Source organism: Mesorhizobium sp. M0968 (assembly GCF_040319065.1).
Lineage (GTDB): Bacteria > Pseudomonadota > Alphaproteobacteria > Rhizobiales > Rhizobiaceae > Mesorhizobium.
The window spans coordinates 222,831-243,068 of sequence record NZ_JAMYNL010000007.1 but is presented as its reverse complement, the minus strand read 5'-3'; the positions used below and the strand labels follow the sequence as shown (position 1 = coordinate 243,068).

At 62.8% G+C, this 20,238-nt stretch carries 22 protein-coding genes; 10 read left to right on the top strand and 12 right to left on the bottom strand.

Annotation, left to right across the window (positions count from 1 at the left end; genetic code table 11):
• Position 1: 1 nt before the first annotated feature.
• Complete coding sequence (locus NKH67_RS15690; protein WP_352501324.1) at positions 2-559, bottom strand: cytochrome c; 558 nt, start codon at positions 557-559, stop codon at positions 2-4.
• Positions 560-576: 17 nt separating this feature from the next.
• Positions 577-1,119 carry a phosphatase PAP2 family protein gene (locus NKH67_RS15685; RefSeq protein ID WP_352501323.1) on the bottom strand — a complete coding sequence of 181 codons (543 nt, stop codon included), beginning with the start codon at positions 1,117-1,119 and terminating at the stop codon, positions 577-579.
• A 41-nt stretch (positions 1,120-1,160) separates the two neighbouring features.
• On the opposite strand from NKH67_RS15685, the gene NKH67_RS15680 reads away from it, so the two are divergent.
• Entirely contained in the window at positions 1,161-1,643 is a 483-nt protein-coding gene (locus NKH67_RS15680; RefSeq protein WP_352501322.1) for a DUF2127 domain-containing protein, read from the top strand.
• A gap of 42 nt (positions 1,644-1,685) precedes the next feature.
• On the opposite strand, the gene cueR is transcribed toward NKH67_RS15680, so the two are convergent.
• Positions 1,686-2,084: a Cu(I)-responsive transcriptional regulator gene (gene cueR / locus NKH67_RS15675; protein WP_352501321.1), complete on the bottom strand. Its 399-nt coding sequence runs from the start codon at positions 2,082-2,084 to the stop codon at positions 1,686-1,688.
• A gap of 269 nt (positions 2,085-2,353) precedes the next feature.
• On the opposite strand from cueR, the gene NKH67_RS15670 reads away from it, so the two are divergent.
• The 3 genes from NKH67_RS15670 to NKH67_RS15660 are packed head-to-tail and all read left to right on the top strand — an operon-like array spanning position 2,354 to position 5,348.
• The gene (locus NKH67_RS15670; RefSeq protein ID WP_352501320.1) at positions 2,354-3,421 is read left to right on the top strand and encodes a type III polyketide synthase; all 1,068 of its coding nucleotides are present in this window, start codon (positions 2,354-2,356) and stop codon (positions 3,419-3,421) included.
• Positions 3,418-4,131: a methyltransferase domain-containing protein gene (locus NKH67_RS15665; RefSeq protein ID WP_352501319.1), complete on the top strand. Its 714-nt coding sequence runs from the start codon at positions 3,418-3,420 to the stop codon at positions 4,129-4,131. Before NKH67_RS15670 ends, NKH67_RS15665 begins: the two co-directional genes overlap by 4 nt.
• The gene (locus NKH67_RS15660; protein WP_352501318.1) at positions 4,128-5,348 is read left to right on the top strand and encodes an NAD(P)/FAD-dependent oxidoreductase; all 1,221 of its coding nucleotides are present in this window, start codon (positions 4,128-4,130) and stop codon (positions 5,346-5,348) included. The genes NKH67_RS15665 and NKH67_RS15660 overlap by 4 nt, the downstream gene beginning before the upstream one ends.
• Positions 5,349-5,731: 383 nt before the next feature.
• Here NKH67_RS15660 and NKH67_RS15655 read toward each other — a convergent pair whose 3' ends face one another.
• From NKH67_RS15655 to NKH67_RS15620, 8 genes are all read right to left on the bottom strand, one after another.
• Complete coding sequence (locus NKH67_RS15655; RefSeq protein WP_352501317.1) at positions 5,732-6,298, bottom strand: hypothetical protein; 567 nt, start codon at positions 6,296-6,298, stop codon at positions 5,732-5,734.
• Positions 6,295-7,074: a DsbA family protein gene (locus tag NKH67_RS15650; protein ID WP_352501316.1), complete on the bottom strand. Its 780-nt coding sequence runs from the start codon at positions 7,072-7,074 to the stop codon at positions 6,295-6,297. Before NKH67_RS15650 ends, NKH67_RS15655 begins: the two co-directional genes overlap by 4 nt.
• 52 nt (positions 7,075-7,126) lie before the next feature.
• Positions 7,127-7,840 (bottom strand): SCO family protein, encoded by a 714-nt coding sequence (locus NKH67_RS15645; protein ID WP_502893754.1) that lies wholly within the window; start codon positions 7,838-7,840, stop codon positions 7,127-7,129.
• Between the two features lie 3 nt (positions 7,841-7,843).
• Positions 7,844-8,383, bottom strand: coding sequence for a TlpA family protein disulfide reductase (locus NKH67_RS15640; RefSeq protein ID WP_352501314.1), 540 nt, complete (start codon positions 8,381-8,383; stop codon positions 7,844-7,846).
• A gap of 7 nt (positions 8,384-8,390) precedes the next feature.
• Positions 8,391-8,831 (bottom strand): DUF411 domain-containing protein, encoded by a 441-nt coding sequence (locus tag NKH67_RS15635; RefSeq protein WP_352501313.1) that lies wholly within the window; start codon positions 8,829-8,831, stop codon positions 8,391-8,393.
• A 28-nt stretch (positions 8,832-8,859) separates the two neighbouring features.
• Complete coding sequence (locus NKH67_RS15630; RefSeq protein ID WP_352501312.1) at positions 8,860-10,296, bottom strand: multicopper oxidase family protein; 1,437 nt, start codon at positions 10,294-10,296, stop codon at positions 8,860-8,862.
• 125 nt (positions 10,297-10,421) lie between these two features.
• Entirely contained in the window at positions 10,422-10,805 is a 384-nt protein-coding gene (locus NKH67_RS15625) for a hypothetical protein (RefSeq protein ID WP_352501311.1), read from the bottom strand.
• Between the two features lie 99 nt (positions 10,806-10,904).
• The gene (locus NKH67_RS15620; RefSeq protein ID WP_352501310.1) at positions 10,905-11,330 is read right to left on the bottom strand and encodes a MerR family transcriptional regulator; all 426 of its coding nucleotides are present in this window, start codon (positions 11,328-11,330) and stop codon (positions 10,905-10,907) included.
• A 63-nt stretch (positions 11,331-11,393) separates the two neighbouring features.
• On the opposite strand from NKH67_RS15620, the gene NKH67_RS15615 reads away from it, so the two are divergent.
• The gene (locus NKH67_RS15615) at positions 11,394-13,595 is read left to right on the top strand and encodes a heavy metal translocating P-type ATPase (RefSeq protein WP_352501309.1); all 2,202 of its coding nucleotides are present in this window, start codon (positions 11,394-11,396) and stop codon (positions 13,593-13,595) included.
• 31 nt (positions 13,596-13,626) lie between these two features.
• The gene (locus NKH67_RS15610) at positions 13,627-14,223 is read left to right on the top strand and encodes a cation efflux transmembrane domain-containing protein (protein WP_352501308.1); all 597 of its coding nucleotides are present in this window, start codon (positions 13,627-13,629) and stop codon (positions 14,221-14,223) included.
• A 284-nt stretch (positions 14,224-14,507) separates the two neighbouring features.
• Here the strand turns inward: NKH67_RS15610 and NKH67_RS15605 are convergent, their stop codons facing one another.
• Positions 14,508-14,930 carry a hypothetical protein gene (locus tag NKH67_RS15605; protein WP_352473275.1) on the bottom strand — a complete coding sequence of 141 codons (423 nt, stop codon included), beginning with the start codon at positions 14,928-14,930 and terminating at the stop codon, positions 14,508-14,510.
• 191 nt (positions 14,931-15,121) lie between these two features.
• On the opposite strand from NKH67_RS15605, the gene NKH67_RS15600 reads away from it, so the two are divergent.
• The 4 genes from NKH67_RS15600 (at position 15,122) to NKH67_RS15585 (ending at position 20,217) form a co-directional block, all read left to right on the top strand.
• The gene (locus NKH67_RS15600) at positions 15,122-15,934 is read left to right on the top strand and encodes a class I SAM-dependent methyltransferase (RefSeq protein WP_352501307.1); all 813 of its coding nucleotides are present in this window, start codon (positions 15,122-15,124) and stop codon (positions 15,932-15,934) included.
• Between the two features lie 645 nt (positions 15,935-16,579).
• Positions 16,580-18,130, top strand: coding sequence for a DUF2778 domain-containing protein (locus NKH67_RS15595; RefSeq protein ID WP_352501306.1), 1,551 nt, complete (start codon positions 16,580-16,582; stop codon positions 18,128-18,130).
• Between the two features lie 187 nt (positions 18,131-18,317).
• Positions 18,318-19,103: a ThuA domain-containing protein gene (locus NKH67_RS15590; RefSeq protein WP_352501305.1), complete on the top strand. Its 786-nt coding sequence runs from the start codon at positions 18,318-18,320 to the stop codon at positions 19,101-19,103.
• Positions 19,104-19,158: 55 nt separating this feature from the next.
• Entirely contained in the window at positions 19,159-20,217 is a 1,059-nt protein-coding gene (locus NKH67_RS15585) for a Gfo/Idh/MocA family protein (RefSeq protein ID WP_352501304.1), read from the top strand.
• Positions 20,218-20,238 lie beyond the last annotated feature (21 nt).

Below are 20,238 nucleotides of genomic sequence, written 5' to 3'. Positions count from 1 at the left end.
ATCACTCGACCTTTTGCCTAAACTTCGAATGGCAGCTCGAGCAATCCTGCAAGATGAGATGCAGGAGGTGCTCCGCCGGCAATTTAGTGGGATCGGCTTCCGCGAGTGATGGTCGCTTGCCAAGCAGGCTGCCACCGCCCATCGCCAGGCCGGAACCCATTCTCATGTCGTCGGTGATGCGCGGCGGCGCCCGCTCGGCGTCGGAGGCCAAGGCGCTGGCCAGCGTCCCGATGTGGCGAGCCAGCTCTTCGAACTCCGCGCGGGCGGGGTCGATATCCGGCCTGGCGCCTGAAGGCGCGCCCAATGTCGCGCTGGGGAATTCGGCAATCAGGGCAGGGCCGGTGCGGGCGCGGATGGTCTCGGCCGCCGCCTTGAAGGCCGCGGCGTCGTACGCCTGCTTGCCGTCGAACATCCCGGCGATCACCTTTGCCGCCGCGGCCATTTCCTTCATCGAGGCCTGGCGAGCCTGGATGACCGCATCACGACCCGAATGGGCGGCGGCGAGCACGACAGAGACGCAGGCAAGCGACAGGACCGCTATGATAGCTGCTCGTCTCATCGTTGGCACATAAGGAGCTAGAGAATTCTTGTGACCAGACTGTCCAGTCGGGAGTTCTCGCGATAGGCAAATCGGACCACAACGGCACCTAAGACGCCAGTGGTGGCACCGCCTATCACGTCGGTGAGATAGTGGGTGCCGATATAAATTCTCGACCAACAGATCAGCAATGCCATGATGGAGAGGGCCAGCGTCCGGCGCGGCAGACCTTGCATTGCAAGAGCAGCAACAACCGCAAAGCTGGCTGTCGCGTGGTCGGAGGGAAACGACCAGTCGGCGCTGGGCGCAATCAGCAGATGCGTCACGCCGGCATCGTAGGGCCGCAGCCGGTGGACGAATAGCAAAATGAACTGATTGATCGCCAGACCGAGCAGGAACGCCAAGCCGGCGGACAAGGCAGCATGGCGCACATGGTAGCGGTCGGCCTTTGCCCACCATTGCAGGGCAACAGCCAGCACCATCAGCGGAACGCCGATTTGTGAGACGGCGATCATTGCCTTATCAAGAAAAGGGCTGATCCCGGCTGCCGCGTTGATCCAGTGGGTTAGAGCTGCATCCATCGTTTCTCGTTTCCGCTGTTGTCGATCGCAAGGTGAATTTTGTGAAAGCAGTAGACGAACGCCGCATCCATCAGATTTTCGAGCTCAGCATCTGGCTTAAAGGGGCGCATGCCCTGATCGAATGCGTGGGCGGGATCCTGCTTTATGTCGTCACCACCGACGCCATTGCCTCCTGGGTCAATACATTCACCCAAGAGGAATTGATCGAAGATCCGAACGATTTCATAGCTGGCTATCTGTCGCAGATGGCAAGCCACTTTTCCGTCGCCAGCAAGGAGTTTTATGCCTTCTACCTACTTAGCCACGGCCTGATAAAACTGCTGCTCGTTGTCGGGCTTTTGAGAGGCAAGCTGTGGTCGTATCCGGCATCGCTTGCGGCGCTGGGCGCATTTATGATCTACCAAGTCTACCGCTACTCCTACACCCATTCGTTCGGCCTGCTTGTCCTGACCGTCTTCGATGCTGTCGTCATGGTGCTGATCTGGCATGAATGGAAGGTCGTGCGGCAGCACAAGCCGGCATGACAGCGAAGTTTGCACGTCAGCCGCTCCGATTTTCAATCCACCTCACTGGGCGACGCCTTGTCCTGCCAGCTCGTCGATGATCGGGCAATCCGGCCGCTCGTCGCCGTGGCAGTGACTGACCAATTGGTGGAGCAAGCCGCGCAATCCGACCAGTTCAGCGATCTTCCTGTCGATCTCCACCAGCTTGGCTTTCGCGATCACCTTCACGTCGGCGCTGTCACGTTTCCTGTCCTGGTACAGCGACAGCAGCTGGCGGCATTCGTCGACCGAAAACCCCAGGCTTCGCGAGCGCTGCAGGAAGCGCAGCCGGTGAATATCGGCCGTCGAGTAATCACGATAGCCATTGTCTGTCCGGGCCGGGCGCAAGAGCCCGATATCCTCGTAGTAACGGATCGTCTTGGCCGGCAAGCCGGATTTTTCGGATGCGACGCCGATGTTCATGGCGGAAATCTCCTTTGTCGGAGGAAATAGACCTTCCAGTAGATGGAAGGTCAACATGATGTGGCGATTTTGGATGCCTGACGCAACCGCCCGCCCGCTCCAACCGTTTGCCTGCCAGCACATACTGAACCTTCGGGAAGAAATCGGTCCTCGGAAACGTTTTTACCGAACAGTGCTCAAAACCCGGTGTTCGACACCGGGTGCCGATGAGCAAAGACCCTCCGGCGCTGGCTCGACGCAACACCGTGCAGACGCCGAGGAGACAGAACATGCCCGTCAAGGCCTATATCAACCGGATCGCGACAGCGGTGCCGGAGTACGAGGTTCATCAATTCTACCTGCGTTTCGCGGCCTCCATGCTCGCGGCCGATCGCCGGAGGATATTCGAACGCATGGCCGATCTTGCCGGCATCGAGCACCGCTATTCCTGCTTTGCGCCGGCGTCCGACCCCGAAGGACCAACTGCCGACCTGGCCGGGACCTTCATCCGGGGCGCGTTTCCCGGAACGGCCATGAGAATGGCGATGTTCGACGATGCCGCACCTGTTCTGGCGCAAAAGGGCATCGACGGATTGCAGCTTGGCGACGACGCTTCCCGCATCACCCATTTGATCGTCACCACCTGCACCGGCTTTTCGGCGCCGGGCATCGATCTCGAGCTGGTTGCGCGTTGCGGGCTGCCGAACGGGATCGAACGCACGATGATCGGGTTCATGGGTTGCTATGCGGCGATCAACGGCCTCAAGCTGGCCCGCCACATCGTCCGCTCCGACCCGCAGGCCAAGGTCCTGCTGGTCAATATCGAGCTCTGCACGATGCATCTGCGACAGACCACCGAGCTGGAAAAACTGCTGTCGTTCTGCCTTTGGGGCGACGGCTGCGCGGCTGCGCTCATCACTGCCGAGCCGGCCGGCATCGAGCTCGATAGCTTTCACTGTCTGGTGGCGAGGGAACGGCGGGACCTGATGCGCTGGAACATTCGCGACCACGGCTTCGAAATGGTTCTTTCCGGCCAGGTGCCGGCAGCGATTCATGAAGCGTTGCGGAACAGCCAGGCCGCCATCCTCGGAGGCCGATCGGCTAAAGACATCGACCTTTGGGCCGTGCACCCGGGGGGACGTTCGGTTCTCGATGCCGTCGAAAGGGCTCTGGAACTGGAGCCCACGGCGCTGGAACCATCGCGCGAGGTGTTGCGCCAGTATGGGAACATGTCGTCGGCGACCGTCATGTTCGTGATGAAGGAGATGCTGAAGGCGCCACCCGGCCTGCTCGGTTGCGGCATGTCGTTCGGACCCGGGCTGACGGCCGAAACCATGCTCTTTCGAACGGTGTCATGAGCGGCCTGGAGCACCGGCAGCTTGCGCCGGAAATCCTCGACGGACTTGCGGCCGACGATCCGCGAGCGCTGGCCGCGCGCCGCGACCTTCGGCGCATCAATATGCTGATGTTTCAGGCGCCGATCATGACGTCGTTGCTCAGGAGGTTCGTGCCAACGCCGCCACGCCGCATCCTGGAGATCGGCGCCGGCGATGGCTCCTTCATGCTGGCGGTGGCGCGGCGCGTGGCCAGGCATTGGCCCGGGGTCGAACTGGTGATGCTCGACCGCGTCGGCCTCCTCACCGCGCAATTGCGCGGCGATTTTGACCGGCTGGGATGGAGGGCGGAAGGCGTCACCGCCGATGTCTTCGACTGGGCAGGAAAGATCGAGAGTGCGCGTTTCGACGCCGTCACCGTCAATCTGTTCCTGCATCACCTCGATGATGCACAGGTCGTGCGTCTGTTTTCGCTGATCGGGCCGAAAGCCCCGTTGCTCATTGCGACAGAGCCGCTGCGGGCGAAACTGCCGCTGGCCGCGACCCGTCTTCTGCCGGCAATCGGCGCCAACGACGTCACACGAAACGACGCGGCGCAAAGCGTGCGTGCCGGCTTTCGCGGCAGCGAGCTTTCCGGTCTCTGGCTTGCGGCCAACGGCAAACCGGTCGAGGAACGACGCGCCGGCCTGTTTTCCCACATTTTCGTCGGCGCCAGCGCCGGCAACGACCCATGACGGGATTGTCGACCCATGACGCGATCATCATAGGCGCCGGCCCGGCGGGCACATCCGTCGCGCTCACGCTGGTCCGGCGCGGATGGGCTGTGGCAATTGTGGAAAAGAGTGCGTTTCCACGCCGCAAGGTCTGCGGCGAATACATCTCGGCAAGCAATCTTGCGCTTCTCGACCGGCTCGAGATCGGCGATGCCTGGCGTACCAATGCCGGCCCCGAAATCCGCCGCGTCGGCTTGTTTTCCGGCGAGACCTGCGTCGAGGCGGCAATGCCACGTGCGGGAGCTGGGCCTCGGGCGAAAGACAGCTTCGGCCGGGCGCTCGGCCGGGACATTCTCGATTCTCTGCTTTTGCAAGCGGCGCGATCGGCGGGTGTCGAAATCTTTCAACCCTGCCGCGCCGTCGCCATCGAGCCGGACGGTGGGATGCAAAGGGTGCGAATTCAAGCCGGGGATGAAGCGGCGATATTGCGAGCGCCGGTGATTGTCGCCGCACACGGCTCGTGGGAACCGGGACCATTGCCCAGCCAGCTCGCAAAGGCCAATCGCCCGTCGGACCTGCTCGGCTTCAAGGCGCATTTCACCGGGTCGTCCCTGCCGCCGGATTTGATGCCTCTGCTGGCCTTCCCCGGCGGCTATGGCGGCATGGTTTCGGCGGATCATGGCCGGTTGTCGATCTCGTCCTGCATCCGGCGCGATATGCTCGCGCGGCTGCGTAAACAATATGGCCCCAAACAACGGAGCCACGTGTCGGCCGCCGATGCGGTTTCGCGCCATCTCGTGGACTCGTGCCGAGGCGTCAGGAACGCCCTGGAACCGGCTCTCCTCGACGGTCCGTGGCTTGCCGCAGGTCCGATCCGGCCGGGAATTCGCTCGTGCTACGAAGAGGACATCTTCCGCGTCGGCAATGCAGCTGGAGAGTCTCATCCTGTCATCGCCGAGGGCATCTCGATGGCGCTTCAGTCCGGCTGGCTGCTGGCTTGCGAACTCGCATGCGCGCCAAGTGGCCGGGCAGGGCGCGAGGCTGCCGCCAGACGCTACGAGGCGGCCTGGAAAAGACTGTTTTCGACCCGGGTCTACGCCGCCGCGGCCGTTGCCGGAATTGCCCTTCGCCCCGGCAGCGCCACCTTGATGGCAGCGATCGTCCGGAATTTCCCGCAGACACTGACGCTGGGCGCGCAACTGAGCGGCAAGACCAAGCCGGTTCCAGGCTTCGTCTGACAGGGATTGGCAACGGCTGCCCCCTTCTCCTCGGAATTTGCCATCGCATAGTCGTATGCTTGACGGTGTCTACGGCTTCAGGTTCGCAGGTATTTGACCAGGGCTGCAATCGCGAGCAAGAGGGCGACGAACACCAGGACCCAGACGAGCGCCATGCCGCCCATCATCCACGTACCCATTGGACCATTCATCATTGCAATCACCTTGCTGTCAGTGAAAGCCCGCCTTCGTCGGTAAGCATCGGCGATTGCGCAGGGAATTAGCTCGCCGTGGATTTCGGTCAAGACGACGAGGAAACCCGATCGGCCGCCCTGTCGCCCTTGTCCCGGCAACCGGAAGTATCTTGTCCTGCCAACCGGAGTGTCGACCACGTCCTGGTCGTCTTACATACCTCCGCCGCAGCCGTCTGAGAGATCCCAGACATCGACGACCTGCTTGCCGGTGAAACCGTGCTCACGGATCAGGAACTTCGCCAGCCCGCCATATACTTTCCAGCGCCAGCATTGGCAGCAGCATGGGCCTTTCTCGTTGGAATTAGCCATCGCATAGTCGTAAGCCTGCTGCTCGTCGCGGGAGAGCTTCACATCGTAGTAGGGCATCATCTTCTGTGCGATGCCGGCCTGAATATCGTACGGATCGCTTGGGATCATCGCGATGTCGCGGTACCTGGCCAGGCCGCTCACCTGCTCGGCATAGCGCTTCATCTCCATCGGGCTGCAGCACGAGCCCGTGATCCGCGACATCGCCGGCATGGTCGCGATCGACTCGGTGAACTTGGCCGAACACGTGCTGTTGCCGTTCTGGCTGAGATATTTGAAACGGCGCAGCAGATCGGCATCCCCATCGGCCATCGCCAGATCCGGCCCCTTGAGGAAGCTCAGGACCGCGGCGGCGCAAAAGGCGCCGCCCAGAACAACCGTCCGTCGGTTTAGGTAGCATATTCGGCTCATTTGCTGCTCCTCGCCTGCTGGATCAGTTTCTTCATCGTTGCCAGGTCGGTCGCGCCGGGGAAAATCTGCTCGCCAACGACGAAGCTTGGCGTTCCGCTGATCTTCAGCGCCTGTGCCAGTTGCGTATTCCGGTCGATCGACGCCTGGATGTCGGGCCGCTGCATGTCGGTCTTCAGTTTAGCCACGTCGAGCCCGACGTCGGCAGCGACCTTCAGCACGACCGTTTCGGTCACCCGCGTCTTCACCGCATACAGGGCCTTGTGGAATGCCAGGTATTTGCCTTGGCGCTTTGCGGCGAGAGCCGCCTTGGCAGCAAATACGGAATCCGTGCTGAGGATCGGGAATTCCTTGTAGACGACCTTAAGATGCGGATCGTCGGCCATTGCTTGCGCCATGATCGGCGCAACCTGCCGGCAATAGGGGCAGTTATAGTCGAAGAACTCGACCATGGTGACGTCGCCTTCGGCGTTGCCGCCGACCGGGCTCGCCGGGTCCCGGAAAATCTCGTCCGCCTTGGCCGCCAGGGCGGCTTTCGCCTCTTTTGCCGCAGCCTCGCGCTGGCGGGCGTCGAGGCTCTGCAGCGCCTCCATGACGACTTCGGGATGCGCGAGGATATAATCGTGGATACGCTGGTCGAACTGGTCCTGGGACATCTCGCCCGCGGCGATCGCCTGATTGTGGAGACCGAGCGCGAGCCACATCGTCGCGCCGGCCAGCATGACGGCACGGGCCATTTTGCCGACGGCTCCGCTCAATGGATTGGACTTGTGGGCCACAGGCTTCTCCCTCCCTCTGTTTCGCCGGACCGCCGGCACGTGCGAATGGTGCTCAGAACATGTCCTTGATTTTCGCCCACCATCCCGTTTCCTGATCATGGTGCGGGCGCTCGACATTGTTGGTGAGCGCATTGACGAAGGTGACGAGATTGACGGACGCGAAATCCAGGCCATGGAAATTCGCCCGCCAGCGGCCCTCCTTGTCGATCACATGGGTGACGATGCCATGCATCTGATAGCCGTCATCGGTCAGCGTGAACTTGTGGCCGAAGGCCTCCGCCAGTCTGCGGGTCGCATCCTCCGGCTGATCCTCGGTCGTGGTCAGGAACAGCCAATTGACGGGATCGAGCCCGTGCGCCGACCCGTAGGAGTGCAGCACGTCGGGCGTGTCTTTCTTTGGATCGGTGGTGATGCTGACAAAGATGACCTGATTCTTCATCGGCGTGCCGTTCACCATGTTCTGGACATCGGCGATCTTCTCGGCATGCAGGGGACACACATCCGGGCACGATGTGTAGATGAAGTGGAGGACGACCACCTTGCCGCGCAGATCCGCCGTTCGCACGACACGCCCATCGGCGGTGCGCAGTGTGAAATCAGGCGCCGGCTTGTCGATCTGCTGGAAATATTTCTCATCGCTTTGCAGCATGGCGTCGACATCGTCGAGTGAGTGCGCCCGCGCACCGTAGGCGAAGCCCGCGACCAGTGCTGCGAGCGCGACCAACAGCACACGCATCCATCCTTTCCAGCTCGATTGGATGTGCATCGGTCACTTCCTTTCCGGGTTGGCGGCGATGCGGCCGCGGAGGAAGTCGACCATGTCGGGCGCGTCCCATTCGGCCGGCCCAATCAACCGGCCGATTTCCTTGCCGTCGCGGTCGATCAGCAGGGTCATCGGAAGGCCGACAGCGCCGAGCGTGAACATCGCCTTCGCGGAACTGTCGATGTTGAGGGCGAGGTGTGTGACCCCGATCTCGCCATAGAACATTTTGACGGCGTCAGGTCCGGCACGGTCCATCGACAGCGCGACGACCTCGAAATCCGGACCGCCGAGCTTGGCCTGCAGACGATCGAGCGTCGGCATCTCCTTGCGGCAGGGCGCGCACCATGTCGCCCAAACGTTAAGCAGCACGACCTTGCCGTGGAAATCCGCAAGCGTTTTCGGCTTGCCATTGCCGTCCTCGAAGCTGATTTCCGGCACCGGGACGGGCGCCTCGTGAACGGCAAAGTTCTGCGGCGGCTCAGCGGCTGATACCGGCCACGAAAACGCCAGCAGCATGCCAACCAGGACCATGGCTAGTTTGCTCACAATGTCCTCACTCGGTCGCGTAGACGGTGGGCGCCTTGCCGTCCTTGGTGAAGGCGTAGACGACGAAGGGGCCTTGCTTCTCGCCACCCATGCCTGGGGCGCCGGCCGGCATGCCGGCGAGCGTTATGCCGGTGATGGCAGGGCGCTCGGTCAAAAGCTTCTTGACGATCTCGACCGGCACCAGGCCATCGACGATATAGCCGTCGACCATCAGCGTGTGGCAGCCTTCGAGGTCGGCCGGCACGCCGGCATCGCTGCTGATCTGGGAGAGATTGTTGACCGGCTTGATGGCGACGTTGAAGCCGTTGTGCTCGAGATAGTTGGCGTAGGACTCGCAGCAGCTGCATTGCGGGTTCTTGTACATGACTGCGTTGATCGTTGCGGCGAAGGCGGGCAGCGGCGTTGCGATCAGCAGGGACAGTGCGGCAAGGCGGTAGGTCAGTTTCATTGCAGTTCTCCTTGATTGGATAAAAGTTTCAGGTCACACGGAACGCCGTCATCAGACCCGCCATCTGGTGGTCGGCGACATGGCAGTGCAGCATCCAGTCGCCGGGATTGTCGGCGACGAAGGCGCATTCGATCACATCCTTGGGGGCGAGCAGCACCGTGTCCTGCCATTGGCGGTGCGGCACCGGCGAACCGTTGCGCGAGATGACCGACAGGCTGAAGCCGTGGACATGCATCGGGTGCCACCAGGCGGTTTCGTTGCGCATGGTGAGATGGCAGGTCACACCGCGTTTCAGCGTGAACTGCGGCGCCATGCCGGCATGGCCGTCGCCGGTCATCGACATGCCGTTGATCGCCCAGGCCGCACCGCCGTTCATGCCCATCATCCCCATGCCCATCATGCCGCCGACGCCCTTGAGCTTGCCGCCGCCCATCATGCCGCCCTGCAGCACGATTTCCTGGCGCTCGGCGCCAGCGAGGTCGGGCTGGGGCAGAGGGTTGCGCGGCAGGCCGGCTGGCGCGTCGAGCGGATGGGTTCTCAGCGGCGGCGCTGCGTCATAGGCCAGCGTGGTCAGCGTATAGGCGAGGCCGTCGTAGAAATCGTCGATCACCGCGTGGCGGCTGCCGGGGTGGCCCTGCATGTCGAGCACGATGTCGATGCGCATGGCGGGCGCCAGCACCAGGCGACCGCCCTCCGGTTCATGCGGATCGCAGGGCTGGCCGTCGATGGCGACGACGACCGGACGGTGGCCTTCGAAGCGCAGCGCCATCATGCGGGCAAGCGAGGCATTGGCGAGCCGCAGCCTGACGCGCTCGCCGGCCTTCACGCTCCGATCGCCTGGCCCCGTGCCGTTGACGGTGACGACATTGCCGACGCGGCCCGACATCGAGGCATCCATGGCACTGCCGAAGCCGCCGGCGATCTGCCCGTCGGCAACAAGCCGCCAGTCCTGCAGCAGCCAGACAAAGTCGCGGTCGACGGCGACCGGCTCGGCCTCCTCGACGATGAGGGGGCCGGCAAGGCCGCGGCCGATCTGCACCAGGCTGTCGGCATGCGGATGGTACCAGAAGGTGCCGGCGTCCGGCGGTGTGAACTCATAGACGAAACTTTGCCCCGGCCCGATCGGCTTTTGGGTCAGGCCCGGCACGCCGTCCATTGCGTTTGCCAAGCGAATGCCGTGCCAATGGACGGTCGTATCCTCGTCGAGACCGTTCTCGACAGTGATGCGGACCGGCTGGCCTTGCCGCAGGCGCAGCGTCGGGCCGGGAATTGTGCCGTCATAGGCCCATACCGTGGTTTGCGGGCCACCTGCGTCGATTAACCGGGCATGGGCCGGCGTGACCTTGATACGGCGCTCATCAACTGCGGCTGCCCGCGCCGGGCGCATCGACGTCGAGACGGCGACGCCCGCCGCCGCAAGCAGGAACCCGCGGCGCGACAGGAAAAGACTGGAATTGCTATTCACCCTTACGTTCCTTGCGATCTCGATCGACGGCGAGCGTCGACTGATTGCTTGTCCGCGCCCGTCGCGCATCAACGCGAGCGGGCGACCGGACGCCGGACATCAGCCGCGGGACGGCTGAAACGGCGTCAGACGAGAGCGCTGGCTCTGGGAGGGTATGGGTCGGGCAGGGAACTTCGCCCGTGCAGGAACGGCGCCGGCAGCGGCGATATTTGCGACGGCAGCGGGATTGTCACCATGTCGAGCTTCTGCGGCAGCAACGCAAGCGCCGGGGCAATGCAGGTCGGCGGGCAGTATATCCCCTTGCCGTCACCGCCGGCACCCTTGAGGCACCCCTTGCAGTCACCCTTCATGGCGGCATCGGCCATCTTGTCCATGCCGGGCCCCGCAGGCATGGTCATGCCATCGCCGGCAGCCATGCCGGCCGTCATCGTTGCCGACATGATGCTGGCCTGTGCACCGGACAGGCTGAGCCCCACGGTCAGGAAGACCGCGAGCAGCGTGACAAGCATGTGTTTTGGCGACAGCCGAGCCAACATCTGCTCAGGCTGACCGCAAAGTACGGTTTTTGCAAGTGCCAATGCTGTGACATAGCGACCAAGGGGAGCCAATCAGTGCCGGGCATGCTCGCATTTATCGTGATCCGCCAGCACCTCGATGACACGGCATTCGCAGACTTTTCCGTGCCGGCAGCCTTCGACCATATGCTCCAGCTCGGCTTTCAACGCTGTAAGGCTGCGTATCCGCTGAACCACGTCGGCCAGACGCGCCTGGGCAATGGCGTCGGCAGTCGCACAAGGCTGGCTGGGATTATCCTGCAGCGTCAGCAGCGCCCTGATGGCTTCGATCCCGAACCCCAACTCGCGCGCGTGCCTGATGAAGGCGAGCCGGCGCAAGTCTGCCGCTTCATAATGCCGGCGATTGGCTTCGCTGCGGGCAGGGGCAGGAAGCAACTCTATCTGCTCATAGTAGCGGATGGTTGGAACCTTCACGCCGCTGTGTCGGGCCGCTTCACCGATGGTCACACCTGTTGACATTTCGCTTGCTCCTCTAGTCGCTAGAGGATGTAGCGTCGCGGTCGAAGATACAAGAGGTTCATCATGGCTGCGACCAAACAACAGACCCGCTACCGCGTGGAAGGCATGGATTGCGCCGGTTGCGCCAGCAAAATCGATATGGCCGTGCGGCGGATGCCTGGTGTTCGGGACATCAACGTATCCGTTTCGGCGGGCACTCTGACGGTCACTCATACTCCCGAAAGCAATCTCGGCGCGATCGAGAGGAAGGTCACCGGCCTCGGCTACGCCGTCGCTCCGCTGACCTCCAAGTTTGGGACGCCGGCATCCGATCAATCCGCCGACAACCATGCCGACGGAAGGCGCAATCACGACGAGAACGTAGCGGGGTTACATGATAACGATGATGCGCCGGCGTCGGAGCTATGGTGGGACAGCGCCAAGGGCCGCCTGGCCATCGCCAGCGGAGTCGCCTTGGCCGTGGCTTTCGCGATTGATTACGCCTGGCCCGCGACCGGCCCGTGGGCCTTCATCGCCGCAATGCTGCTCGGCCTGGCTCCGATCGCGCGCCGAGCGGCCATGGCCGCAGCCGCAGGCATTCCGTTCACAATCGAAATGCTGATGACTGTGGCGGCGGCCGGGGCCGTCATCATCGGTGCCGGCGAGGAAGCGGCGACGGTGGTCTTCTTGTTCCTGATCGGCGAGTTGCTCGAAGGGGTTGCGGCCGGCAAGGCACGGTCCAGTATTCAAGCGCTCACGACCCTCGTTCCCAAAACCGCGTTCGTCGAGAAAGACGGCCAGACCCGCGAGGTGCCGGCCGAAAGCCTGGCTGTGGGCGCCATCATCCTCGTGCGGCCGGGCGACCGGATTCCGGCTGACGGCGAGATCACCGAAGGCGGGAGCGCCATCGATGAATCACCCGTCTCCGGTGAAAGCGTGCCGGTGCGCAAGGACGTCGGCGACACGGTCTTTGCCGGCACTATCAACGGCGACGGCGTGCTGCGCGTCAAGGTGACGGCGACCGCCGCAGACAACACGATTGCACGCGTGATCAAGCTGGTCGAGGAGGCGCAGGAAAACAAGGCGCCGACCGAGCGCTTCATCGATCGCTTTTCGCGCTGGTACATGCCCGGCGTTGTCGCCGTCGCGGCGCTTGTGGCGGCCACACCGCCGCTGCTCTTGGGCGGCGATTGGAACGAATGGATATACAAGGGGCTGGCGCTGCTGCTCATCGGCTGCCCGTGCGCGCTGGTCATTTCAGTTCCGGCGGCGATCGCGGCGTCGCTTTCGGCCGGAGCCCGGCGCGGCCTGCTGATGAAAGGTGGGGCGGTGCTGGAAGGGCTCGCGACCATCAACGCCGTGGCGCTCGACAAGACCGGCACGCTGACGCTCGGCAAGCCGCAGGTCACCGATGTCGTTGCGGTGGGCGCCAGTGAACGCGACATCCTTTCGCTCGCCACAGCGCTTGAGATCGGCTCGAGCCATCCCCTCGCTTTGGCCATCCTCCAAAGGGCCAAAGCCGGCAACATTCCCGTGCCGCCTGCCGCCGAAGCCAAAGCGATCGGCGGTAAAGGGGTTATCGGTCGTGTCGGCGGCAAGAACCTGTTTCTGGGCTCGCCAGTCGCGGCGGGCGAGATAAACCTGCTGCCAGCAGACCAGGCGGCACGCATCGTGGCATTGAACGATGAAGGCAAGTCAGTGGCGGTGCTGCTTGTAGACAACGCGCTGGCCGGCTTCATTGCCATGCGCGACGAACCCCGGCCGGATGCTTTCGCCGGGCTAAAGGCGCTGACCAATGCAGGCATCAGGACAGTCATGCTAACCGGCGACAATAAGCGCACGGCGGCTGCCATTGGCAAACAGCTCGGCATCGAGGTGCGCGCCGAACTGCTCCCGGAGGACAAGCAGCGCATCCTCGACGAGTTGAAGGGGCAGGGGCTTAGGGTAGCCAAGGTCGGCGACGGCATCAACGATGCGCCGGCACTTGCCGCCGCCGATGTCGGCATTGCCATGGGCGGCGGCACCGATGTGGCTCTTGAAACGGCTGACGCAGCGGTGCTGCATGGACGCGTCGGCGACGTTGCGGCCATGATCAGGCTGTCCCAAGCAACCATGGCCAACATCAAGCAGAACGTCACCATTGCATTGGGCCTGAAGGCAGTGTTCCTGGTGACGACGATCGCCGGCATCACCGGCCTCTGGCCCGCCATTCTCGCGGACACCGGGGCGACGGTGCTGGTGACGGCCAATGCCATGCGGCTGTTGCGTTGGAAGAGCAGCTGGTAAGAGCGACAACGGCATCGTGTTAGGGCAGATCATGCAGCAAGCCATTGCGTCGGACGGCCTTCGCCGGGTGGTGCTTGTCGTCGCACTGCTGAACCTGGGTTATTTCGGCATTGAATTCGCTGTCGCGCTGGCGATCGGCTCGGTGTCGCTGTTCGCCGACAGCGTCGATTTTCTGGAAGACGCCTCGGTCAATCTCCTCATACTGCTCGCCATGGGATGGTCGCTGCGTGCCCGCGCGCGGGTCGGCATGGCGCTGGCGCTTATCCTGCTGGTGCCGGGCCTGGCGACGCTGTGGACCGCGTGGGAAAAGTTCAACATGCCGGTGCCGCCGCAGCCAACGGCGCTGACGCTGGCGGGATTGGGCGCTCTGGCCGTCAATCTGTCATGCGCCTACATGCTGGCGCGCTACCGCCATCACAGCGGCAGTCTTACCAGGGCGGCATTCCTCTCGGCCCGCAACGATGCGGTCGCCAATATTGCGATCATACTGGCCGGATTGGTGACGGCCTTCCTGTGGCGCTCGGCGTGGCCGGATCTGATCGTCGGCCTGGGAATCGCGGCACTGAATGCAGATGCGGCGCGCGAGGTCTGGGAGGCCGCTCGGGAAGAGCACCGGGCCGTTTCGTGAACTCCAAAACGCTCAGCGCGCTGCCCGATTGCCAATCCGCCAATGCAGCAGTCAGCCAGAAACCTGCGCGATCTCTAATATAATCGCACCCTTTCAAAGCGGGCGGAGGGAGAACCGCTCATAAGTAAAAATCGGGAGGAAAAACCATGAACAGCATGAGCCTCACCACACTTGGACGAAGTCGACCGGTCGAAGCGGTGAAGCGATGAACCGCTCAAGGCCACGCACGTCATCAAAAGGCCCGCGTCTCCGAAGCGGACGCGGGCCGATTTCGTCGGTATACGCTAGGCAGGTATCAAGACAGCGATGCGGTGGATGCCGACCACCTTGCTGGTGTTGGCTGCCTCGTCGGTCTTGCCCTTGGAGCAGGTGTACACGTCACCTTCCTTGAGCTTGAATTCCTTGTCCGCCTTCTTGATCGTGAATTCACCGGCAGCAATGGTGCAGACCATGTCGTTGTCCATCACCATTTGAGGGGCGGCTGCTCCGGGCTGAAAGACTATATCGACAATTGAGATGCTCTTGTAGGCGGGGATATCGGAATTGCCGGTGCCGACCTCGACCAATCTGACGCCGGGTGCAATCTCCTTGCCTTCCTTCGGGCCGTATTTCTTCACCTTTGCCGCCGCCGCCAGCGTGAACAAAGGCGTTACCGCTGCCGCCGTCACGCCGAGCGCAATCGCGGACCTGCGATTCATGGTTTTCATCGCGTCCTCCCATTTAATGTTTGGCCACGCACCAATGCGCATGACCACAATACATTAGCACACATGCAGATAATTGCAGCACGGCGTTTCGGAGCTTACGGAAGCGAACCGCCTCCCGGTCGAATGCGACCGAACAGCAAACAATTCCATGCTATGCTGGCGAGCCATCAAACGGACGGCGGGGGATAGCAATGTTGGAAACGGACAAGGTATTCGCTGGCTCAATTCCGGAAAACTACGACCGCTATATGGTGCCGTTGATTTTCGAGCCGTTCGCCGCAGATCTTGCACGACGAGCAGCGTCCTTGTCGCCAAGCGCCGTTCTGGAAACCGCCGCAGGCACCGGGGTTGTCACCCGCGCATTGGCGCCAAAACTGTCCGCCGATGCAAGCTATGTCGTAACCGACCTCAACCAGCCGATGCTCGACTACGCCGCTTCGCGGCAAGCTCCCGACGATCGCATCAAATGGCGTCAGGCTGATGCTCTGGCGCTACCGTTCGAAAATGCGGCATTCGATCTCGTTTGTTGTCAGTTCGGTGCGATGTTCTTTCCCAACCGCTCATCCGCCTATCGCGAGGCCCGGCGAGTCCTGAAGCCCGGAGGACATTTTCTATTCAGCGTATGGGATCGCATCGAAGAGAATGTATTTGCCGACGATGTGACGAATGCCCTGGCGAGGATTTTTCCGAACGATCCGCCGCGCTTTTTGGCACGCACGCCGCATGGCTACCACGATACGGCACTGATCCGTAGCGAGCTGGAGGACGCAGGTTTTTCCGGTGTGGTGATCGAGACGAGGGCCGAACAAAGCCGTGCCTCCTCGCCGCGCGTTCCGGCCGTTGCTTATTGCCAGGGCACTCTCCTTCGCAATGAAATCGAGGCCAGAGAGGCGGGAAAACTGGACGCTGCAACCGACTACGCCGCAGCCGCGATTGCAGACAGGCATGGCAGCGGCGAGGTTGCTGCCAAAATCCAGGCTCACATAATCATGGCTGTGGTCTGAACGGTTCATCGTTTCACGGAAACGCTCTGTCTTTTGTTTTGACGCAATTCCGGACGGAAAAACCGTTTCGCACTTTCCTGAAATTGCTCGAGGTGTTGGATATCCCGTTCCAGCACCTGCGACGTTCAGCTGCCATGCAGCACACGTCTTGCCGCTATTCCGAATTCCCGGACGATGACCGTTCATTCGCCCAAGTGGCAGGTCGACAAGTGGCAGGTTGACGATCGCCGGGGCTTGATGGCGGCGGCGGCCGGCCGCGCGATTCTGGTCGGCCCGGCTTCACTTTCGCAGCCATGGCCGACTCCGCCCAGCAAGGTCTAGTCATTTCGCTTTCTTGACTCGGCCGACAAAAACGGGCAGCAAAGTCATCATTGGAGGGCAGTTTTGCCAACTATGCAGGTTTTGGAGGGCGTTTTTCGGTGTGACCGTCGCCCAATCGGCGGTCGGTAGAGGGATTGGTTAACCAACTTTGTCCATCTTTTGAATCAATCGGCAACAGACGCAAAGCGTGCTGGGGGCACCAGGCGAACTGTGAATGTCACGGCTGCGAAATCCGCTAGCCGGCATCGGCCGATTGAGAGTGGTTGAATGGCGTTTGTAAGTGCGAAAACCCGGGGTGACAGTCCTGCAACTGGATTGACTTCGATGAGGCCCGGCCTGCGCTGGGTCGCGGTTCCGGCCGTCGGCGCAGCCATTGCTTTATGGTCGGTGGCGACCTTGGCCGGCCTTTATTCAGTGGGAACCTCGCTCAGCGCCGCTTCCAACGGTCTCCCGCAAAGCCTGCTCGCGCCGCGCACCATCGCGCTCGCCGATCCTCGCCGCAGCCTTGCAAAGGCGCAGGCCCCGACATGGGCCGCAGCAAACGCGGCGCTGTCGGCCAAGCTGCTGCAGCACGGATGCGATGCCAACTGCCTGCGGTCGGCGTCGAACTTCGTCCACCAGGGAAAATCGGCCCGCCTCAAGCGCAACACCGTGCCGCTTGTCGCTGATGCGTCGCGGCAATCGAGCTTCGACGACGTGGTTGCCAAGGCCGCGCTGTCGCCGCAAAAGCTTGCCGCCGCCTTTGCCCGTGCCTCAGCCGGCTCTCCCGTCATGCTCGCCAGCCTGCCGGCCGACGCCCGGTTCGCCGAGCCGGTACGCATACCCGACCCGAACGGCCCGGCGTCAGTGCGCTTCGGGCCCGCGGTGGCGGAGATCGAACGCTCGTCGCGCCTTGCGCTGGCGCTGGCGAATACATTGCCGGAGCAGATGATCGATGTGCTCCCGGCAGCCATCGCGGCAAGCGAGCCCGCAGCCTCACAAGAGCCGCAAGAACCTGAGGTCCAGCTAGCCTCGCTGCCGCCGCAAGACGACATGCCCGACAGCATTCCGCTGCCGACGCTGCGTCCGCGGGCGGACATCGATAAGCCGGCCGAGGCGCCGCGGGCTCAAGCGTCAAGAGATCAGGCGCCAAAAGACCAGGCGCCAAAAGCCCAGGCGCCAAAGGCCCAGGCGCAAAAGGATCAGGCATCGAAAACGGAGCCGCCCAAGGCGCAGGCCTCCAGGACCGCCAAGGCGAGCAAGGTGCAGACGGCCGACGCTCCGCCGGTCGAGACGCAACCCGGCAGCCTGTCGCCTCGCAATTCGTCACAAGCGGCAGTGCCGGCCGTGTCGGGCAAGCCGGGCAAACGTTCGAAGACGCAGGGCGGCGACATGCTGGCCTATGCCAAGCCCGACATGCCTTCCGGCGGACTCGGCGGAGCCTTCAGGAACCTGTTCACCACGCCCAACATGGGTACCGGCGTCGCCGTCTACGACATCTCGGCCAAGACCGTCTATATGCCCGACGGCTCGCGGCTGGAGGCACATTCGGGACTGGGCGCGATGGTCGACCAGCCACGCTACGTCCACAAGAAGAATGTCGGCCCGACGCCGCCGGATACCTACAATCTGACGATGCGCGAATCGCGCTTCCACGGTGTCGAGGCGATCCGTCTGACGCCGGCCAGCGGCAGCAACAAATATGGCCGTGACGGCCTGCTCGCCCACACCTACATGCTGCGCGGCGGCCGCGCCGAATCGAATGGCTGCGTCGTCTTCAAGGACTATGCCCGCTTCCTCGCCGCCTACAAGAAGGGCAAGATCAAGCGGCTCGTCGTGGTGCCGCGCCTGTCGAAGCCGCTGACACGCGTCGCCCAAGAGGGGCGAGGGGCTTAGGTCGCTCGCGGCAGCCCTTCATGGCTTCGTCATCCCAGGGTCTTCGCGACGCCGCTTCGCGCCTGCTCCGCCCTGGGATGACGAAGCTGGGGAGGTTTGGCCAATCTCGAAGGTTTTCAATCCCGTCCGATGACACTATGAATGACCGGCCGGGGCGGCTCCAGCTTCAAACAATCACGAGGACATCATGACAATACGCGCTGTCGTCTGGGGCGAGAATATTCATGAGCGGACCAACGAGGTGGTCGCGGGCATCTATCCGGAGGGCATGCATGCGACGATCGCCAATGCACTGAAGCTCGACCCGGAGATTTCGGTGTCGTGGGCGACGCTGGAACAGCCGGAGCATGGGCTGCCGGCCGACCGTCTGGCCGAGACCGATGTCTTGCTGTGGTGGGGGCACAAGGACCATGGCGCCGTCGCCGACGAAGTGGTCGAGCGCGTGGCGCGCCGCGTCTGGGAAGGCATGGGGCTGATCGTTCTCCATTCCGGCCATTTCTCGAAAATCTTCAAGAAGCTGATGGGCACGCCCTGCACGCTGAAATGGCGCGAGGCGGGCGAGCGCGAACGGCTTTGGGTGACCAGCCCCAACCACCCTATTGCTGCCGGGATCGGCGAGTATTTCGAGCTCGAGAACGAGGAGATGTATGGCGAGCAGTTCGCCGTGCCGGAGCCGCTGGAGACCGTCTTCATCTCGTGGTTCCAGGGCGGCGAAGTGTTCCGGTCGGGGCTGACCTATCGCCGCGGCGCCGGTAACATCTTCTATTTCAGGCCCGGCCACGAGACCTATCCGACCTATCACGACGCCAACGTCCACAAGGTGCTGCGCAATGCGGTGAGATGGGCGCACAATCCCCAAGGCTCCAATCCAGCCATCCTCGATGCGCCGAACGTGCCGGTGGAAAAGGCGCTCGAGCCGATCGTCGAGCGCGGCGGAAAGCTTCATTCCGCTGGCGAAACCGGCTTCCGCTAGACGACAAATCCATGATCGAACAAGAAGATAAAGCCCTGTCCTAAGGATACGAATCATGCGTCTGTTGATACTCGGCACCGGCTGGATGGCGGAGGAGCATGCCAGGCAGTTCGGCAAGATCGAGGGCGTCGAACTGATCGGCGCCGTCGATCTCGACCGTACGCGCGTCGACAAGTTTTCGGACATCTACGGTATCCCCAACCGCTTCGCGTCGCTGGACGAGGCGCTGGCATGGGGCAAGTTCGACGCGGTGGCGAACGTGACGCCCGATCGCATCCACCATCCGACCACCATGACGCTGATCGCGACGGGCAAGCCGGTGCTGTGCGAAAAGCCGCTCGCTGAAAATTACCAGAGGGCCAGTGAAATGGCCGATGCGGCCGAGCGGGCCGGCATCATCAACATGGTCAACCTGACCTATCGCAATGTCGCGCCGCTGCAGAGAGCGCGCGCCATGGTGCTGGCCGGCGAGATCGGCACGGTCAGGCATGTCGAGGCGTCCTATCTGCAGAGCTGGCTGATATCCAAGTTCTGGGGCGACTGGCGCACCGATCCGAAATGGCTGTGGCGGCTGTCGCGCGGCCACGGCTCCAATGGCGTGCTGGGCGACGTCGGCATCCACATCCTCGATTTCGCCAGCTATGGCGCGGCGCTCGACATCGACCATGTGTTCTGCCGCCTGCGGTCCTTCGACAAGGCGCCTGGCAACCGGATCGGGGAGTACGAGCTCGACGCCAATGACAGTTTCACCATGGCGCTCGATTTCAGCAATGGCGCTTTCGGCGTCGTCCATGCCAGCCGCTGGGCGACGGGCCATCTCAACGAGCTCCGACTGCGCATCTACGGCGACAAGGGTGGCATCGAAGTCGTGCACAATCTGACCGGCTCGGAGCTGAAAGCCTGCATCGGCGAGGATGTCGAGAACGCCAAATGGCAAGTTCTGGACGCCGGAACGGTGCAGACCAACTACCAGCGCTTCGTCGATGCGGTGCGCAGCGGCGTCCAGGCCGAACCGTCGTTCCGGCATGCTGCCGAATTGCAGAAGGTCCTCGATCTCGCCGTCGTCTCGGATGAGAAGCGGGCCGAATTGAGCACCCACGCGGATGCGCAGTGAGGTCATTTCAGGAGTCTAGCA

Coding starts and splice junctions, on each gene's coding strand:
- NKH67_RS15635 (WP_352501313.1), bottom strand. CDS start 8,831: ATGAAACTGACCTACCGCCTTGCCGCACTGTCCCTGCTGATCGCAACG.
- NKH67_RS15600 (WP_352501307.1), top strand. CDS start 15,122: ATGTTGGAAACGGACAAGGTATTCGCTGGCTCAATTCCGGAAAACTAC.
- NKH67_RS15585 (WP_352501304.1), top strand. CDS start 19,159: ATGCGTCTGTTGATACTCGGCACCGGCTGGATGGCGGAGGAGCATGCC.
- NKH67_RS15605 (WP_352473275.1), bottom strand. CDS start 14,930: ATGAAAACCATGAATCGCAGGTCCGCGATTGCGCTCGGCGTGACGGCG.
- NKH67_RS15670 (WP_352501320.1), top strand. CDS start 2,354: ATGCCCGTCAAGGCCTATATCAACCGGATCGCGACAGCGGTGCCGGAG.
- NKH67_RS15620 (WP_352501310.1), bottom strand. CDS start 11,330: ATGTCAACAGGTGTGACCATCGGTGAAGCGGCCCGACACAGCGGCGTG.
- NKH67_RS15685 (WP_352501323.1), bottom strand. CDS start 1,119: ATGGATGCAGCTCTAACCCACTGGATCAACGCGGCAGCCGGGATCAGC.
- cueR (WP_352501321.1), bottom strand. CDS start 2,084: ATGAACATCGGCGTCGCATCCGAAAAATCCGGCTTGCCGGCCAAGACG.
- NKH67_RS15690 (WP_352501324.1), bottom strand. CDS start 559: ATGAGACGAGCAGCTATCATAGCGGTCCTGTCGCTTGCCTGCGTCTCT.
- NKH67_RS15645 (WP_502893754.1), bottom strand. CDS start 7,840: ATGCACATCCAATCGAGCTGGAAAGGATGGATGCGTGTGCTGTTGGTC.
- NKH67_RS15625 (WP_352501311.1), bottom strand. CDS start 10,805: ATGCTTGTCACGCTGCTCGCGGTCTTCCTGACCGTGGGGCTCAGCCTG.
- NKH67_RS15665 (WP_352501319.1), top strand. CDS start 3,418: ATGAGCGGCCTGGAGCACCGGCAGCTTGCGCCGGAAATCCTCGACGGA.
- NKH67_RS15660 (WP_352501318.1), top strand. CDS start 4,128: ATGACGGGATTGTCGACCCATGACGCGATCATCATAGGCGCCGGCCCG.
- NKH67_RS15595 (WP_352501306.1), top strand. CDS start 16,580: ATGAGGCCCGGCCTGCGCTGGGTCGCGGTTCCGGCCGTCGGCGCAGCC.
- NKH67_RS15610 (WP_352501308.1), top strand. CDS start 13,627: ATGCAGCAAGCCATTGCGTCGGACGGCCTTCGCCGGGTGGTGCTTGTC.
- NKH67_RS15655 (WP_352501317.1), bottom strand. CDS start 6,298: ATGAGCCGAATATGCTACCTAAACCGACGGACGGTTGTTCTGGGCGGC.
- NKH67_RS15615 (WP_352501309.1), top strand. CDS start 11,394: ATGGCTGCGACCAAACAACAGACCCGCTACCGCGTGGAAGGCATGGAT.
- NKH67_RS15590 (WP_352501305.1), top strand. CDS start 18,318: ATGACAATACGCGCTGTCGTCTGGGGCGAGAATATTCATGAGCGGACC.